The sequence below is a fragment of the Methylobacter sp. sgz302048 genome (assembly GCF_052162025.1).
Taxonomy (GTDB): Bacteria; Pseudomonadota; Gammaproteobacteria; order Methylococcales; family Methylomonadaceae; genus Methylobacter.
This window is the reverse complement of sequence record NZ_CP197401.1, coordinates 4,367,385-4,385,145: the sequence shown is the minus strand read 5'-3', so window position 1 is coordinate 4,385,145 and position 17,761 is coordinate 4,367,385. Positions and strand designations below refer to the sequence as shown.

Here is a 17,761-nt window from a genome sequence, read left to right as displayed (position 1 = left end):
CAGCTATGGACTCTGCATTAACTGACCGTCTCTCCCATGCCGACCCCGTCGTGCGCCGCGTGGCGCTGATGTCGCTGCTGGACGAACTGGACCCGGATGCCGCCGAACCCGTTTTAATCGCCGCGCTGGCAGATCCGGCCAAGGACGTGCGTCTGGAAGCGGCAAAAGCGTTGGAGGCTCAGGATAGTCCGGCGGCAGTGGCCGGGCTGTTGAAGGCCCTGGAAGATAGTGAACCCGCGGTACGGGAAGCCGCGGCCCAATCGCTGAGCGCCGTTAAAAATCCCGCGATCGGCGCCTTGCTGCTGGAACAGGCAAACAATAGCGATGCCGGCGTTCGCGCCGCGATTTTCCGGGCGTTGCGCGAACTGCGCCTGCCTGAGGCAACGCTGCCGGCGCTCAAGGGCTTGTCGGATGAAGAGGCTCATGTCCGCCGGGAAGCCGTAGCCGTGCTGGGCTGGCTAAAAGCTCATTCGGCTTTGCCGCAGATGGTCGTGCTGGCAACAAACGATCCCGATGCCGAAGTGCGGCGAGCCGCTGTCGGGGCGATAGGCTTTTCGTCCGAGGCCTTAGTAAGCAGCGCTGTGCAATCGGCGCTGGCGGACTCGGACTGGCAGGTGCGCGAGACCGCGGCTGCGGTAACAGGCAAGCTGGGGCTGCAAGCACTTGCACCCGCCTTGATTGCCGCTTTGACTGACAGCCACTGGCAGGTGCGCCTTAAGGCTGCTCATAGTCTCGGACGACTCAGGGAGTGCAACGCCGTGGCGGCGTTGTGTGGTTTGCTTTTCGATCCTGTCAGCAATTTGCGCAAAGAGGCCGCGCTGGCGTTGGGAGAAATTGCCGATCCGGCAGCGCTCGATCTGTTGCTTGAGGCTGCAAGCGATCCGGACCCGGATGTGCGCAAGGCCGCAAATCTGGCCTGTTGCCGAATCAGGGCTTTGCACGATCTGCCTGATATCAAATGGCAGGACCAATAAGCGGCCATGATTTCGATATGGCCGAGCCATGGCTTGCAATTCTTCGCTGTTTGTATCCATAACTGATATTAAGCAGGTGTTCGAATTTAGATTGCCTTAACCATTTTTATTATTTAAGGTGTCGCTACCGCGACGTTATTTGAATCGGTTTTCACGAAAAACCTCCCTGTTTTTCCCTTGACAGGCGGCTATGCCGTGCCAATCGGCCAGCCTGCCGATTTGTCGCACCCGAAAGCGAGTTCTTTTAACAGCCTGTGTAGGCTGGGTTGGAGCTTTAGCGGAAACCCGGCATGGGCGGCCGAATGCTGGGGTTACCAACCCAGCCTACCGCGCTATTTAATCACTTGTTAGGCACAATATATGTACTTTCACATCGACGAAGCGGGAAATACTGGCAACAATTTGTTTGACTCCGCTCAACCACGTTTGAGTTACGGTGTTCTTTCGAGCTTAAGAAACGTAGACGCACTCTGCACGGATATTCATAAAGAAATTCAACGCGAAATCGGAGACGGACAAATTCACGCTAACCAGCTCGGTTTTGGAGGGCTCGTTAGGATTGCGCCATTATTGATCGAAATCCAAAGAAAAATGGAGTTCGATTTTGATTACTACTGCACTGCCAACGCTAAGAATATGGGCTACCTAAAACTGTCTAATAGGCTTCTTTCCCAAACCGGAGACGAGACATGCCCAAGAAATACATTGTCCGCCTGAGCGATACGGAACGTCATCATCTTCAAGAGGTGATCAAAAAACTTCAAGGCAGCTCACAAAAAGTCCGGCGTGCGCAGATTCTGTTCAAGGCCGATGCGAATGGCCCGGGTTGGACAGACCAGCGGATTGCGGAGGCCTACGCATGCCGGATCAACACGGTCGAAAAGATCCGCCAGCGCTTTGTCGAAGAGGGCTTTGAACGGGCGTTGGAAGGCCGAAAACGCGAGTATCCGCCGACCCCGAGGTTATTGGACGGGGCACAGGAAGCGCGCATTATCGCCACGCGCTTGGGATCGCCGCCGGCAGGCTATGCGCGCTGGAGCCTGCGGCTGTTGGCCGGGCGCGTCGTGGAACTGGGGATTGTAGACGCCATCAGCCATGAGACCGTCCGCAAGCTGATTAAAAAAACGGCATGACGCAGCGGGCGATTGCCTATGGGGTGATTCCGCCCGAGCAGGACGCCGAATTTGTGGCTGCAATGGAAGAGGTGCTGGACGTGTATGCGCGACCGTATGAGGCCGCGCATCCGGTCCTTTGCATGGACGAACAACCGATACAGTTGATCAAAGAGACCCGTACGCCACGACCGGGGACGCTGACGCAGCCGCCACGGGTCGATTACGAATACGAGCGTGCCGGCACCGCCAGCTTGTTCCTGTTTACCGAGCCGTTAGTCGGATGGCGCGAGGTGACGGCCCGCCCTCAGCGCACCAAAGCAGATTGGGCCAAAGAAGTGGCCCGCTTGCTGGAAGGGCGTTATGCCCAGTGTCCCGTGGTGACGCTGGTGAGCGACAATCTCAACACCCATACCAAAGGAGCCTTTTATGAGGTCTTCGAACCCGAACGTGCCCGCAACCTCGTACGGCGGATCAAGTTTTGCCAGACGCCCAAGCATGGCAGTTGGTTGAATATCGCTGAAAATGAGTTGAGTACCCTGACCCGACAGTGCCTGGCGCATCGAAGGTTCGGTGACATGGAAACCTTACGGACTGAAATTAGCGCCTGGTCGAGCTCTGTTAATAGCAAACAACGCGGTGTCGATTGGCAGATGAAAGTGGACGATGCACGAACGAAACTGAAATCCATTTACCCTAAAATTAAGCTGTGACAATGCACTACTTTATTGAAAAGCCCGATTACGCACTTGTTTTGTTTTTTGATTCTGTATTCGATGCCGGGCTAAATGAAGCGGTTAAATGGGATGTCTATTGGACACCCATGAGATATCTTCTAATTCACAAGTTAGCCATATTGTTTGATGAACCTCTTCTTCGTGAATCTTGGCGATTATGCATAGAAAAGAGAATCGAGAACTATAAGGACGATATTGTTCGACTCCTAACTGAAGTCAAAAGGCGAGCAGAATCCTCGGATCTTGATGCCAGATCAAAGGAGATTATTGTCGATGCTCTAAATTATGGGATAGCAAAGCCTTTGGAGTTGGATTTCGGACATCCGGATCGAAAGATGGTCTCGCCAAACGCTGTTGGTTTTCAGTTTGTCGTGTCGTGCATAGCGCGAAGAGTTAGAAAGAAAAATAGGAAAAAAGCTTCATCAATAATCGTTGACAGGCAGCACCAATTTAACAATGCGCAGATTGGTACACATTATTACCAGGCAAGACTTGCTGAAGGTCTTAAGAAAGCACCTCATAAAGAAAAAAATTACTACCTCAAGCATCCATTGTTCGCCACCTTGGAAGAAGCAGAAATAGTAAACAAAGGATTACCTGATCGAGAGTTAACTATCTCAAAAAGCGCAGATTCCATTGGGTTACAAATAGTAGATGTGTACCTCTGGATTGCAAATAAGATCATTTCCAGACAGGAACTACCAAATGAACTCGGCTACTTGTGGTCGATATTTGGCCGCCGAAGTTCAATTGATGGTATTTCAGTGGAGGGAATGGAGAGGAGGTTCATGGAGTTTGAGAAGCTACTACCTAGATTCGAGGACCTTACCAACGAACAGAAGCAATTAGCCGAAAGTTTGGTTGAGAAACATCGTGAGAAAGTGCGTTCACTTACCTAAGGATATGAGCGCGGTAGGATGCGGTGAGGTATGAACCGCATCGTTCGCGCTCGATGCGCGTCACTGCGTTCAGTGCATCCTATGAGCTATGGGGATTTCATCGTTAAAATCTGGCCCCGAGTTACAAGTCTTCTCAAATAATCGGGATTCCAATGAAAGTGATAGCAAGAGTTTTTACGCACCTGCTGTTTGCATGTGGATTTCTTGTCTTTATTGCTATGCCGACCAATAAGTACGCATGGATGCAAGAAATAGATCCATCGATTTCGGCATTACCGGCTGATGATGGTTCTGGTAATAGAACGATATTCACACTCCTGCTTTTGATCGTTATCGTCACAGCACAACTAGGAATAGTCATTATTTCTGCAAGCAAGAAGGAAAAAGTGATTTCAATAGTCCTTGTATTAGTGGCAATCTCCGCATGGTTGTTACGTTTTTGGCAATGAAACTGCCCAACGAGACGCTTCAGCCGGCCACTCAACCGCTACGCGGTTTCGCGGCTGCTGAACTTTACGCTAGTCGTCATCAGGAGAACTCATGGAAAAAATCGACCTCAGAAAAGAGCTGAAGCATCTGTACCAGCCATCTGCCAAGGAAGTCATTCAGGTTGAAGTACCAGCCTTCACGTTCCTTATGGCCGACGGTGAAGGCGACCCAAACACATCGCAAGAATATGCCCAAGCCGTAGAGGCCTTGTTCTCTGTGTCCTACACGGCGAAGTTCATGATCAAGAAAGGGCCGCAGAAGCTTGACTATGCGGTGATGCCACTCGAAGGGCTTTGGTGGGCGGATGACATGTCCGCCTTCGCGGCCAATGACAAGGCCAAGTGGAAGTGGACGATGATGATCATGCAGCCATCCTTCATAGAAAACGACGTTGTCGAGTCGGCCATTGCCGAAGCCCGGAAAAAGAAAAATCTTCCAGGCATTTCCAGGCTGCGCCTGGAAACCTTCTGCGAAGGCCGTTGCGCGCAAGTGCTGCATGTTGGCCCATTTTCCGAGGAAGGACCGACGATCCGACGCGTCCATGAGTTCATCGACGCCCGGACCGGCCGAACCGGAAAGCACCATGAAATTTACTTAAGCGATATTCGGCGGGCAGATCCGAAGAAATGGAAGACGATTATTCGTCATCCGATGCTATGATGCCTCACATTGCGAGCGTCGCTCTTTCGCAGCGTCGAACGATTGCAGGATTAAATCGGATTTTTACACATAATGCCCCCTATCATTGAATTTGACCGCGTGTCTGTCCGCATCTATGAAAAAACACTGCTGTCGGAGATCAGCTTTGATCTTTTTGCCGGCGAAAAAGCCGTGTTATGCGGCAAGTCCGGCTCCGGCAAGAGTAGTGTGCTGCGGGCTTTGCTGGGCTTGTTGCCGCTGTCCCAGGGTATGATCCGCTTTCAGGACAAGCCGCTTGATCCCGCATCGGTTCAGGCTATTCGAAGCCGCATTGCCTATATAGGACAGGAGCCGATACTGGGTGCTGAAAGCGTCAGGGAAGCGCTGCTCTTGCCTTTCCAGTTTAAATCCCATCATGGCCATAAGCCCACGGAAGCGCAGATCATGGACGTATTGCAGCGTTTGCATTTGCCCGCAGATATTCTGTGCCAGGACAGCGGCCGTATTTCCGGCGGGGAAAAACAGCGGATTGCGCTGGCCCGCGGCCTGCTGCTGGGCAAAAGTATTTACCTGCTGGACGAGGTGACCAGCGCATTGGATGCGGCAAGCAGACAAGCGGTGTTCGAGGTTTTCTCCGATGCCAGTTTGACAGTTTTATCGGTCGCTCACGACCCCGACTGGATCGAACGCTGTGATCTCGTTTTCGAAATTGAAGAAGGGCGATTGACAAGTCGTAGAGGGCGCGCCGAGCAGCGCAGCTTTTAGCGGTGGTAGGCTGGGTTGCTAAACCCAGCATTTCGGCCGCCCATGCCGGGTTTCCGCTAAAGCTCCAACCCAGCCTACACAGGCTGCATTAGGTAACTGATGTTACGATGGGCACCTTTTCCCGTTTGCCGCGCCGAGCACCGGAGCTTTTAACAGAGCAGGCCCGTAAGGACGCGGCAGGGATGCCGCGCGTTGCCAAAAGGGACAGGAGTCCCTTTTGGCAACGCCTGTTAAAAGTGAGAAGCGCAGGAGATAAGCGGCAACCGGGTCGCCTTTTCTCTGGTTACTTTCTTTTCGACTGCATGGATGCAGGAGGTAGAGCAATGCAGGAGCAATTGCCGAGGCGACGCAAAAGAAAGTAACTCGCCTTCGGGTGCGAGAACCCGATTAAAATAATCCGTCGCGCCAGCGACACTTTAATTAAATCTCAACTGACTGCATAACATCAGTTAGGTAAACCGCAATGGAAACACTGGATATCACCCTCCCCCGGATGGCGCTGCTATACGGCCTCTGCCTGCTGCCCTGGCTGCTGCTCTGGCTGATAGGCCTTCGCTTGAGCCGGGATATCGGCATCAGCATTCTGCGCATGACTGTCCAGTTATCGCTGGTCGGGATTTATCTGAAAGCGCTGTTCGACCTTAACAATCCCTGGCTCAACGGCTTATGGATACTGCTGATGCTGATGGTCGCCGATTTGAGCATCCTGCAGCGCGCAGGGCTCAAGGCGCGCTATTTCTTCCTGGCCACTCTGACGGCGATTGCCTCCAGCGTCATAGTCTCGACCGCTTATCTGGTGATGCTGGTGATCCAGCCGGCGCTTTATTACGACGCACGCTACATCGTGCCGCTGGCCGGCATGATTCTGGGCAATTGCCTGCAAGGCAATGTCATCGCGCTGGAACGGTTCTATTCCGCGTTGCGGAAAAACGAGCAGGAATACGAGACTTTCCTGATGCTGGGCGCGACCCGCTGGGAAGCGGTCCGGCCTTACTTCCGAGCCGCCATCAAGGCCGCCCTCAATCCGACCATTGCCGGCATGGCCACCATGGGACTGGTTTCCTTGCCCGGCATGATGACCGGCCAGATCCTGGGCGGCAGCGAGCCCTGGATCGCCGTGAAATACCAGATCGCCATCATGATCTGTATCTTTGCCAGCACCGCCATTGCCAGCATCATCAACCTGAGACTCAGCCTGAATATTGCATTCGATGCGTTCGATGTCCTGAAGACTGAAGTGATTGAGAAGCGCTAATCGGGCTCGATAACCGCTTTGTGCCTTTTCCTCTTCGAGAAAAGGAGAACCCGGACCTGTAATGTAGGGGCGAATTCACTTGTGCCCCTTGCGGGTATTCGCACTGCCTGTATATCTCGGCTGTTCCGGGGCGAGTGAATCCGATCCTACAACTGCGTCATCAGCCTGTGTAGGCTGGGTTGGAGCTTTAGCGGAAACCCGGCATGGACGGCCGAAATGCTGGGTTTAGCAGCCTGGCCTACCCCGCTGCCCTGCCAAAATCAAGGCGAAATCCACCGTAGGGTACGCATCGCGTACCTTTTGAGGCTTGATTTAGACACTGAGAAGGTACGCGATGCGTACCTTCTACGAGGATGGGGAGACTCCAAATGCCGGGCCCAGCCTACCGCCGCTAAAAGCTGCGCTGCTCGGCGCGGCCAACGGGACAAGGCGCCCGTCGTAACATCAGTTTTTAAAACTTGCAGAGGCGGTTTCGCCAAAAATGCCTATTATTGGCAGTCACCTATGGATTAAAAGGCGACTAAAGTCGCCCCCACAGGTTCCGCTGGACTCTCCAGCTCTGCTTTTACAACAACAGCGCTGTACCAGCAGGTGCTGCATAAACAGCAACAAGACTCTATCAATCGCCCTGCCGGCGCTACCTGATCTGCCCAGAACAATGGCACAGCCATTGCATTGCTCCATAGAAGCATTGCTATAACGAAGGTAGAGTCAGTCATGAGTGTAACGAGAAGCGAAAAAAAACGGCTGAAGTTGAGCGTGTACCTGCCTGGCGACAGCCGCCATCTGGCGGCCTGGCGCCATAATGAGGCATCTGAATACGCAGAATTGAATTTGACGCATTATATCCGGATCGCGAAAACAGCCGAGCGCGGCAAATTCGATGCCATATTCCTTGCCGATACTGCGGATCTGTCCGCAAGCAATAATGAAGCCTTAGATCTAACCAGCCCGGTGGATCATTTCGAGACTGTCACGCTGTTGACAGCACTCTCTCACGCCACTGAACGCATCGGCCTTATCGCAACCGCTTCCATTGCCCATGCCGACCCTTACAACTTGGCCAGTAAATTCGCGTCGCTCGATCACATCAGTTGCGGCCGCGCCGGCTGCAATCTGGTCTCGATTCCCGACAATGCCAAATCCAAGTACCCCAGCCTATACAATCAGATTGAATACAGAGCGCATTTCGAGAGCGCCGGCCAATATCTTGATGTTCTCGCGAGCATTTGGGATAGCTGGAAACATGAAGCTTACGTTTACGATCTGCAAAACTGCTCAGCTCACAGGGCGGGTGATATTGCGGCGTCTTATCATGGCTGCCCCGTTATGGTTCAGTCAGGGGTATCGGATGCCGCCGTGGAATTGGCCGCACAGACAGCCGATCTGGTGTTCACGGCACAGCACGCGCTCGAAGCCGCCAAAGCCTTCTATTCGAAGCTGAAAGGCAAATTAATCAAATACGGGCGTTCGCCGGAACAGACTAAAATCCTATCGGCCGTGCTTCCGGTGATCGGCAGGACCGAGCGCGAGGCCCGCGACAAATATGAAATGCTTCGGTCGCAGGCTGACAGGCCTTATTACACGGGCGCTGCCGGCACAGGGTTTCAGCAGGCGATGATAGGCACGCCGGCATCCATCGCGGATCAACTGGAAGACTGGTTCGTCAGCGGCGCTGTCGACGGGTTCAACATCATGCCGCCCTGCCTGCCCGGCAGCCTGGACGATTTCGTCAATCTGGTCATTCCCGAATTGCAGCGCCGGGGTTTGTTCCGTACCGAGTACGAAGGGGCAACGCTGAGAGAAAATCTGGGTCTGACTCATCAGGAAGACCCGTTCAACAGGCGCATATTTCATTTTCCGGCGGCTTCCTAGCGGCCGCGCTTTGCTGAGCCTATTCATGAATTTGAGCCTGAATCATTGATGTATAGACGATCCATGAGAATTAGCCTATGTGTCTGATCATACATAAACCGAGGCATGCAGAGGTGCCTATTGACCTGCTGCGGTCAGCTGCCGAGCATAACCCCGACGGATTCGGCCTGATGGCTTTCGGCGGGGCGAGCTGGGTTAACGTCACGCGGCGGCGCACAACCTGCTTTAACGCATTGCACCGGGCTTACAGAAGCGTGGAGGATCAGGAATGCGTCATTCATTTGCGGCTGCGCACGCGGGGCGGCATCACGGCCGCCAATACGCATCCTTTCAGGGTGACGCCTGATGTTTACATGGTGCACAACGGCACGCTGGATATCGAGTGCCGGGTGCAGGGGCGTTCCGACAGCTGGCATGCCGCCCATGATTACCTGCGCCCCATCCTGCGGCACAACCCGGATCTGCTGCACAGCCAGGATTTTCAGGCGCTGCTGAAAACCTGGATCGGGCCGGACAACCGGCTCGTCTTCATGGACGCCCGCCGGCAGAAAACAGTTATTGTCAACCGGGAACACGGCGTCGAATTTCAGGGCTTGTGGCTGAGCAACACGCGCTGGTTTGATGCTGGCCAATTCGGATTGCCTCAGCAAGAGCGGGTGCCGGTGGAATCCCTGCCGGTTTCTTTCGTAAAACTGAAAGCCATGAATAAATAGACGGCTAGGCTGGTTTTCAAAGCCGCCCATGCCGGGTTTCCGCTAAGGCTCCAACCCAGCCTACACGTACGCATTGCATAACACCCGCAACGGGCATGGATCTTAATTAGCATTTCTTTAAACTGATATTTTCCTTTAACTATATCACCATATCAGATATTGAGTTCTAAAAAGATCATTTTTTAAAGCCCAAGGCAATTCATATACTTTGCGCCTGTATTTAACGGCTGACGTGCCGTCAATCGACAGCTTTTGCATGCTGAACCCGTGTTTGGAGAGAATAAAATGCAACCATCAACAGATCATTTGGTTCATTGGCTGCTGTCCAGCCTTGAGCTCGAAACGACCCTGTTCCATGCCGGCCAGTACTGCGGGACCTGGCGGGCCGCTCCGTCGGGGTTTATGCGCGCAGGCTTCCACCTGGTCCTGAAAGGCAACTGCTGGCTGCATTTGCCCGAAAGCCGGGAGAGCATTCCGCTGGAGCAGGGCGATGCCGTTTTCTTTCTGAGAGAGACGTTGCATTATCTGAATCCGAGCGAATCGCCCGATGATCCCTCGCTCTGCCGCATCAGGGAAGGGCAGATGACGCCGATCGACGAGTCCATACCCGATGCGGTCGCGTTAGTGTGCGGCTTTTTCAACTTCAGGTCCGGTTTGAGCGAAATGCTGCTGAGCTCTTTTCCCGATTACCTGGTCATTCGCTCCGACAATGAGGAACTGGCCGGCGCCCGCGCCATCTTCGATCTCATTCTGGTGGAAGCGAAAAGCGCGGGTGATGCGCCTTCACCGCTGATTGTGCGTCTGACAGACCTGTTGTTCTTCTACGCTATCCGGCAACTGGCATCGACTCAAAAGATATCGGCGGGTTTATGGGCCGTGGTGCAAAGCCCCGAGTTTGCCAGACTGCTGGAAGCCATGATCAGGGAGCCTGAAAAATCCTGGCCGGTCGAGGCGATGGCGGATTTCAGCCACATGTCCAGAGCCACGTTTTTCAAGCGTTTCAGCAGGATTTCCGGACAGTCGCCCAATCTTTTTCTCGCGATGGTGCGCATGAAAATAGCCGCCCAACTGTTGCGCCAGGGAAGGAGCATTACCCAGACTGCCGAAAAGGTCGGCTACCAGTCCGAGTCGGCTTTTTCGAAAGCCTTCAAGAAAATCATCGGCCAGCAGCCCGGCGCCTATCAGCGCGCAAGCCTCGACATGAAATCCGGCTTATCCGAAGCGGCCCACGGCCGCGTCATGTAATCCGGCCGCTCTATTTTAAGACTCTTCCGGATTTCCCGCGGTAACCCCAATATCTAGTGTCCCGCAAACAAGACCTGGCGACCCTGAACATCAAGCCAAATATGCTGGCATAATCGACCCAGGTTATAAATGCTGTAACAGCGACGCTTGATCACTTTGATCTTGTTGTTCAACCCTTCGACAAACCCGCTAGTTTCTCGCCGGCTGAAATAGTTAGTGATCTCATCACGCCAGTTAGCCAAGGTCGTCACAAAGGACATCAGCCCCAAATCCGTTTTCGCTTCAGCCACTGTGTTTAGGTTGCGGTAGTCACGGGAAATCCGGCATGGCTTTCGCAGAAGAGAGAATTTGACCTGTAAAAGTGGTTTCTTTTTGATGACTAATCGTCATATGCCACATTGAAGAAAGATGAGGCGGTCTCGTCAGTTAAATATTACCGTTTTTGTTAATTGAATATTACCTTTTTTTTATAAGCCACCAGATTAAACTGGTAACCAAATAATATATTAATGGGAAATGAATGCATAAATTGTAATAAATATGATGCATAAATTGTAATAAAGCCAAATTAATATGGTTATTCCCAGTTATAGTCGATTAAATAAATATATTTGATGTATATATAAAAGAGCATTAAAAGGATATTACGATGAAAGAAAACAAAGTTAATTATAATCAAAGAATAGCTGATCCTATTGCATTAATAGGTATCGGCTGCCGTTTTCCTGGCAATGCTAATAATCCTGAAAGCTTTTGGGAAATACTCGGATCCGGCAGCGATGCCATCGTTGACATTCCTCCTGAGCGTTGGAATCTACGCCGGTTTTACGATGCAGATACCCGTAAACCAGGCAAAATGTATGTTAAACAAGGCGGTTTTTTGCAACAGCGCGTTGATGAGTTTGATGCGCTGTTCTTTGGCATTGCCCCGCGCGAAGCCGAATGTATGGATCCGCAGCAACGCTTGTTATTGGAAACTAGCTGGGAAGCCTTGGAAGATGCGGGCATTCCTTACGAATCCCTGGCAGGATCCAATACTGGCGTTTTTATCGGGGCTTTCACGCTAGATCATAAACTGACCCAAATGGGGAAGATGAATCGGCAGTTGATCGGCACACATACTGCGATTGGTTCAACCATGACGATTTTGTCTAACCGCATATCTTATGTGTTAGACCTGCGCGGCCCGAGCGTCAGTATGGATACCGCCTGCTCTTCTTCTTTAGTCGCATTGCATCAGGCTTGTCAAGCGATATGGAATGGCGAATGTGATCTGGCGCTGGCGGGCGGCGTTAACGTGATGATGCGCCCCGAATACCCGATTGCCATGTGTAAAGGCGGTTTTCTTGCCCCAGACGCACGCAGTAAAAGTTTTGATGCCAGCGCTAATGGTTATGGCCGCGGTGAAGGCGCCGGTGTGGTGGTGCTGAAACGGTTGTCGGAGGCGTTGCGTGATGGTGACTCAATTTATGCATTGGTGCGCGGTACGGGCGTCAATCAGGATGGAAGAACCAACGGGATTACCGTACCCAATCCTGAATCGCAAACTGCACTAATCCAGCAGGTTTTCGAGAAATACGCCATTGATACCAATGATATTTATTACTTTGAAGCCCACGGCACCGGTACACCCGTCGGCGATCCCCTGGAAGCCAAGGCGTTGGGTACCGCATTAGGACAACATGATGAGCGGCACGCTTGTCTGCTCGGCTCGGTTAAGGCCAGCATTGGACATCTTGAAGCGGCGGCAGGTGTCGCTGGCGTTATTAAAACGGCATTGTGCTTATCACATCGTCAAGTGCCGCCCCAGGCGAATCTGACCACGCCCAATCCTGATATTCCCTTTGCTGAATTGGGTCTGAAACTCCCTCGGCAATTGGAAGCCTTGGCACCGACCGAGGATAAAGTCTGTGCCGGCGTGAATTCATTCGGCTACGGCGGCACCAATGCGCACGCCATTTTACAAAACGCCCCGCAAGTCGAATCAGCAGAACGGACTCCCGACCTGCCCGGCAAAATTTATTGTTTACCTTTATCAGCGCGTAGCGAAGGGGCTTTAACCGATTTGGCGAAAGCCTGGTTAGCCCGCTTTGATGAAAATCTGTCCGTCAAATTATCAGATCTCGGCTATTCAGCGGCTTGCCGTCGAGGGCATCACAACCATCGGATGGCGGTCGTGGGCACAACCTGGCCGGAAATGCGCAATCAACTGCAGTCTTTTGTCGAACAAGGCACAGGCGAGTGGCTGGCTTCAGGCAAAACAGCCGGCGAATCAAATCAAAAGCCTGTCTTTGTTTATACCGGCATGGGCCCGCAATGGTGGGCCATGGGCCGGGAGTTATACCAAAACGAAGCCGTCTATCGGACAGCCGTTGAAGAATGCGATGCGATTTTCAGACAGGTAGCGGGTTGGTCGATATTAGATGAAATGCTCCTGGATCAGGAGGTTTCCAATATTTCCGACACCACTATCGCACAACCGGCTAATTTTGTGATTCAGGTGGGTTTAACGGCACTTTGGCGTTCACTTGGCATAGAGCCGGCAGCGATTGTCGGGCATAGCGTCGGGGAAGTCAGTGCCGCTTATGCCGCAGGCGTGTTAAGTCTCGAAGAGGCGGTATTAGTCAGCTATCAACGTAGCCGTATTCAGAAAAAAGCCTCGGGCCTGGGCAAAATGTTGGCGGTGGGGTTAAGTCAGGAGCAATGCGGTGACTTATTGGAACTGACGCAGGGCGAGGTTTCGATTGCCGCCATCAATGGTCCGTCATCACTTACTTTGGCGGGCGATGCGAACAGCCTGGAGGCCATTGCGGCGTATTTGACCGAAATAGGCGAGTTTAACCGCTTTTTGCAAGTTGAAGTGGCTTACCACAGTCCTTTTATGGAACCGCTCAAGCCTGAAGTCAGAACGGCATTGGCGGGATTAAAACCCGAACTGCCAAAAATCCCGTTATATTCCACCGTTACCGGTGACTTGGTCACCGAAGTGCTCTTCGATGCCGAATACTGGTGCAACAATATCCGCGAGCCGGTTTATTTTGCCAAGGCAATGGCCAGTTTATTGCGCGATGGCCACCGGGCTTTCCTGGAAGTGGGGCCGCATCCGGTGCTGTCTACATCCATTAAAGAATGCTGTCGTCAACAGGGCATTCAACCCCAAAGTTTTGCTTCATTGCGTAGGGATAAACCTGAACGCCTTACCTTGAATCTGGCTTTGGCAGAAATGTATGTCGCGGGTTGCAAAATCGACTGGCGCAAGTTGTTTGCAGCCGATGCCCGCTATATCAAGTTGCCGACCTATCCATGGCAACGGGAAACCTATTGGAGTGAAAGCCAAGAATCCAAATCGGATCGCGTTGGCGGGCCGGTCCATCCCTTATTGGATCGCCGGTTACCCGATCCCAGACCAACTTGGCAAAGCACGGCTAATCATCAAATGTTGCCGTATCTGAACGATCATCAAGTTGACGGCCTGGTGGTAATGCCTGGCGCCGCATACGTAGAAGCCGGCTTAGCAGCCTTCCGGCAACTTGCCGGCCACAGTCAATGTGCACTGGAACAACTGAATTTCAATCAAGCCTTAGTATTGAATGATAGCGGCAGTGAGCAAGTCATCCATGTGGCCTTGGATCAGAACAATGGCGAATATACCTTTTTCAGCCGTGATTCTGACGATCAGCTGGGCTGGCGGTTACATGCGTCCGGCAAGGTTGTTGAAACTGAAGAAACTATCATTCAGACCGTAAGCCGTGAAGATATAGCCAGCCGCTGCAGCGAGATTGTCGATATCGGTAAGTTATACACCGATTTGGCAAAGCGCGGCTTACGCTATGGCCGGTATTTTCGTACTATTCGCCATTTGCAACGCCAGCAAGGTGAAGTGCTGGCGCGGATTGAATTAGACTCCGATTTATTAACAGATAATGCCGATTACTGTTTACATCCCAGCCTGTTGGACGGTTGTTTTCAATCATTGATCGCCGCGCTTGCAGATAGTGACAAGTTTTACATGCCGGTAACCATCAAGCGCGTCGCTTATCACCGCAAACCAGGTACGGCATTCTGGTGTCATGGCAAGCTCACTCGCATCAGCGATCAAGGCATCGTCGGCAATTTAAGTTTATTTGATGATACGGGCAACTTATTAGTTGAAGTTGCAGGCTTACGCTGTCGCGCGCTTTCGACGCAAAAGGAAGATCCCGGCGAACAACTCAAACAATGGACTTATGCATGGCAGTGGTCAGCACAGGCATTATCGGGCAACATGGCTAAAAAAACCGGTTGCTGGTTGGTATTTAGCGATATGCAGGGGATTGGAGATTCGCTATGTCGAGAGCTGGAAACCAATCCTGCCAACCAGGTGATAAGGGTGCCAAGCTCTGATGCTTATCAAAGTGAACCGGGAGTCGTAAGGCAACTGAGCGAAAATGAGTTGAATCATTTGCGGCTGGTTTTGCAAAAAGCCAAAGCTAACCATTGTGCAGGCGTCGTTTACTTATGGGGCCTGGACCGCCGCGCAAGCCAGGATGATCCGGTGGGCATCGATCAAGCGAGTGCGGCGTTGCAAGTCATCCAACTGCTATCCAGCGAATTCGATGAACAAGCACCCCGCTTGTACATAGTCACTGAAGGCGCGCAGGTGTTATCGAAAATGGATGTTATCGATAATCTGGCTCAAACGCCATTGGTCGGTTTGGCGCGCGTAGCTTTCAATGAATACCCTGCGTTGCGTTGTACCTTGATTGATTTGGCCGCCATTGGCACTCAGCCAAACATTGGCTTATTAGCCCAGGAATTGCTTGCCGATGATGACGAGGATGATGTGGCTTTACGCGGTAATGAGCGTTTTGTGCATCGTTTGGATCGACTGGTGCTTGAACCTCATTTTGTCGAGCACAAAACCTTAAACGCCAATGAAGTCCAGGCGTTTCAAGTACAAGGCCACGCCGAATTCCATGCCATGCCGCGCCCCCTGCCGAAAGCAGGCGAGGTGACGGTTGCGTTGGATTATATTAATTTAACCGGCGTTAATCCGAACGCCGAAGACAATGAAGATAACCTGCAAGGTTATTTTGCCGTCGGCGTGATAACGGCAGCGGCTGAAAATATTAATCAGTGGTCTGTCGGCGACAAAGTGGTTGTGGCTATCGAAGGCAGGCCGGCATCGCATGTCGTCTGTCCTATTGAGCGAGTGTTTCCGGTCAGCCATTTCCCTGCCTTGGCTCACGCCGAAGTCGCTGCGTTAACGACCACATTAATTCCTGCGTATTACGCTTTACACACGATTGCCCGCATTGCGCCCGGCGAGATGGTGTTAATCGATGCGGCATTGGGGGCGAATGCGATAGCGGTTCAGACGATTGCCCGCTGGTTGGGGGCGAACTCCCAATTTTATAGTCATGAGGCAAATCCGCAATTATTGAATGACGGGGCTGTCAGCGCTGACCACCTGCCTGATTTCCCTGCCCTATTGCAGGATGCCGCTAAGGATCTGCCTATTCGGGCTTGGGTGCATAGTGATAATGGGTTTAAGCAAATGGCTGTCGACAGCTTGCTCGATCCTGGCGTCCATGAGCTGATTTTGACGGATAAGACCGGCAATACATCCGCATCCGGAAGATTGAACAGCAACTTCGCTATCAGCGCACTAAAACTGGCATTTACCGCCCCTCGGCTGTTTGGGCAATTGCTGGCGGAAGTGGGGCAATTATTGGTTTTGAGCCAGAAAGACTTTTCATTAGCGCAAGTGTTGACAGCGCATGAAGGTTTAGCCTGGTTGACCGCTGTCAATGCAGAGACCGTTGGAACAGTACCGATTTTATCCTTAACCGATAAAGCAGAGATTGCGGTGAGGGACGATAGCCCCGCCATGCTATTTGATGCGCAAGCCACCTATTTGATTACCGGCGGTTTTGGCGGTTTTGGGTTGGAAACGGCGGACTGGCTGGCCAAACGGGGCGCCAGACATTTGGTATTAGTCGGCCGTCGTGGCGCAGCGGATGAGAGTGCAAAAGCCGCAGTGCAATCCTTGGAACAGCAAGGTGTGCGAGTGCTGGCGGCAGCCGCCGATATAACAGACGAAGCGCAGGTAGCAGCTCTGCTGGCACAAGTGGCCGCTGAAATGCCGCCCCTTAAAGGTGTGCTGCATGCGGCTGCAGTGCTGGACGATGCGCCGATATCCGAGCTGAATCCTGAACGCCTGGCGCCGGTAATGAAAGCAAAGGCATTAGGGGCGTGGCACTTGCACAAGCACACGCAAAATCAGGCCCTGGACTTCTTCATGTTGTTCTCTTCGGTTTCCGCGCTGATCGGCAATGCCCGCCAGGCCAATTATGTCGCAGCCAACGCCTTCCTGGATGCCTTGGCAAGTCATCGTAAAGCCTTAGGGCTGCCGGCCACGTCCATTAACTGGGGGGCGATTGCTACCGGCATGGCGGTGGAAAGCGCCGAAGTGGCGAAACATCTGGAGGTGATGGGAATATACGCCATCACCGCGGAGCAGGCCCTGGACGCCTGGTCGCATTTACGCGACATCGAATTGCCGCAATATGGCTTGATGAACTATGTCTGGTCACGCTGGCAAGAATTCGAGCCCACAGGAGGAAATTCTCCCCGGTTCTCAAAACTGATGGCGACTGGCGGCGCCGCAAGCAATGCGCTCACTGAACTATGCCAGGCAATCAGCCAATTGTCCGCGGAAGAACAAAGGCCGGCGATGAGCCAGGCCCTCGTTGAGCAAGTCGCAAAAATACTGCGTATCCCGGCGGCCAAGATCGACCCGCTAGCGTCGTTATCCCAGATGGGCGTGGATTCATTGATGTCGGCGGAATTGCAGGCGGCCATTTATCAGGTTTTTGGGGTTCGGATTTCCACCCTTGAGCTGATGCGTAGCCAGGATTTGATTCATTTGGCAACGCTGCTGATGGACCGCACACTTTTAGCTTCGGAAAGAGCGGGTTCCAATACAGAAAGCCATGAAGCCTCTTTTGTTGACCGTATGTCTGCCGAGGAAATCGACATTCTGCTTAAAGAAATATTGTTGGAAGAGGAAAAATAAC

Annotated in this window: 14 protein-coding genes; 13 read left to right on the top strand and 1 reads right to left on the bottom strand. The window is 52.5% G+C overall.

Features of this window, described 5'->3' with window-relative positions:
* Positions 1–5: 5 nt before the first annotated feature.
* The 12 genes from ACTNE6_RS19610 to ACTNE6_RS19555 all read left to right on the top strand — a co-directional run bounded on the left by ACTNE6_RS19610 (position 6) and on the right by ACTNE6_RS19555 (position 10,703).
* The gene (locus tag ACTNE6_RS19610) at positions 6–974 is read left to right on the top strand and encodes a HEAT repeat domain-containing protein (RefSeq protein ID WP_442497992.1); all 969 of its coding nucleotides are present in this window, start codon (positions 6–8) and stop codon (positions 972–974) included.
* A 360-nt stretch (positions 975–1,334) separates the two neighbouring features.
* The gene (locus ACTNE6_RS19605; RefSeq protein WP_442497991.1) at positions 1,335–1,691 is read left to right on the top strand and encodes a hypothetical protein; all 357 of its coding nucleotides are present in this window, start codon (positions 1,335–1,337) and stop codon (positions 1,689–1,691) included.
* The gene (locus tag ACTNE6_RS19600) at positions 1,664–2,107 is read left to right on the top strand and encodes a helix-turn-helix domain-containing protein (protein WP_268120897.1); all 444 of its coding nucleotides are present in this window, start codon (positions 1,664–1,666) and stop codon (positions 2,105–2,107) included. The genes ACTNE6_RS19605 and ACTNE6_RS19600 overlap by 28 nt, the downstream gene beginning before the upstream one ends.
* On the top strand, positions 2,104–2,799 hold the full coding sequence (locus ACTNE6_RS19595) for an IS630 family transposase (protein ID WP_442497301.1): 696 nt from the start codon (positions 2,104–2,106) through the stop codon (positions 2,797–2,799). The genes ACTNE6_RS19600 and ACTNE6_RS19595 overlap by 4 nt, the downstream gene beginning before the upstream one ends.
* Before the next feature lie 2 nt (positions 2,800–2,801).
* On the top strand, positions 2,802–3,722 hold the full coding sequence (locus ACTNE6_RS19590; protein WP_442497990.1) for a DUF3800 domain-containing protein: 921 nt from the start codon (positions 2,802–2,804) through the stop codon (positions 3,720–3,722).
* 152 nt (positions 3,723–3,874) lie between these two features.
* Complete coding sequence (locus ACTNE6_RS19585) at positions 3,875–4,171, top strand: hypothetical protein (RefSeq protein ID WP_442497989.1); 297 nt, start codon at positions 3,875–3,877, stop codon at positions 4,169–4,171.
* A 91-nt stretch (positions 4,172–4,262) separates the two neighbouring features.
* Positions 4,263–4,871 carry a GyrI-like domain-containing protein gene (locus ACTNE6_RS19580; RefSeq protein ID WP_442497988.1) on the top strand — a complete coding sequence of 203 codons (609 nt, stop codon included), beginning with the start codon at positions 4,263–4,265 and terminating at the stop codon, positions 4,869–4,871.
* 72 nt (positions 4,872–4,943) lie between these two features.
* Positions 4,944–5,615, top strand: a complete 672-nt coding sequence (locus ACTNE6_RS19575) for an ABC transporter ATP-binding protein (RefSeq protein ID WP_442497987.1) — start codon at positions 4,944–4,946, stop codon at positions 5,613–5,615.
* 463 nt (positions 5,616–6,078) lie between these two features.
* Positions 6,079–6,870 (top strand): ABC transporter permease, encoded by a 792-nt coding sequence (locus ACTNE6_RS19570; protein WP_442497986.1) that lies wholly within the window; start codon positions 6,079–6,081, stop codon positions 6,868–6,870.
* A 717-nt stretch (positions 6,871–7,587) separates the two neighbouring features.
* The gene (locus ACTNE6_RS19565) at positions 7,588–8,745 is read left to right on the top strand and encodes an LLM class flavin-dependent oxidoreductase (RefSeq protein WP_442497985.1); all 1,158 of its coding nucleotides are present in this window, start codon (positions 7,588–7,590) and stop codon (positions 8,743–8,745) included.
* Between the two features lie 77 nt (positions 8,746–8,822).
* Entirely contained in the window at positions 8,823–9,458 is a 636-nt protein-coding gene (locus ACTNE6_RS19560) for a class II glutamine amidotransferase (protein WP_442497984.1), read from the top strand.
* Positions 9,459–9,743: 285 nt separating this feature from the next.
* A complete protein-coding gene (locus ACTNE6_RS19555) occupies positions 9,744–10,703 on the top strand; it encodes an AraC family transcriptional regulator (RefSeq protein WP_194971855.1) in 960 nt (319 codons plus the stop codon).
* Positions 10,704–10,756: 53 nt separating this feature from the next.
* Here the strand turns inward: ACTNE6_RS19555 and ACTNE6_RS19550 are convergent, their stop codons facing one another.
* Positions 10,757–11,023 (bottom strand): transposase, encoded by a 267-nt coding sequence (locus ACTNE6_RS19550; protein WP_442499722.1) that lies wholly within the window; start codon positions 11,021–11,023, stop codon positions 10,757–10,759.
* A gap of 329 nt (positions 11,024–11,352) precedes the next feature.
* Between ACTNE6_RS19550 and ACTNE6_RS19545 the strand changes: the two genes are divergently transcribed.
* Positions 11,353–17,760, top strand: a complete 6,408-nt coding sequence (locus ACTNE6_RS19545) for an SDR family NAD(P)-dependent oxidoreductase (RefSeq protein ID WP_442497983.1) — start codon at positions 11,353–11,355, stop codon at positions 17,758–17,760.
* Position 17,761 lies beyond the last annotated feature (1 nt).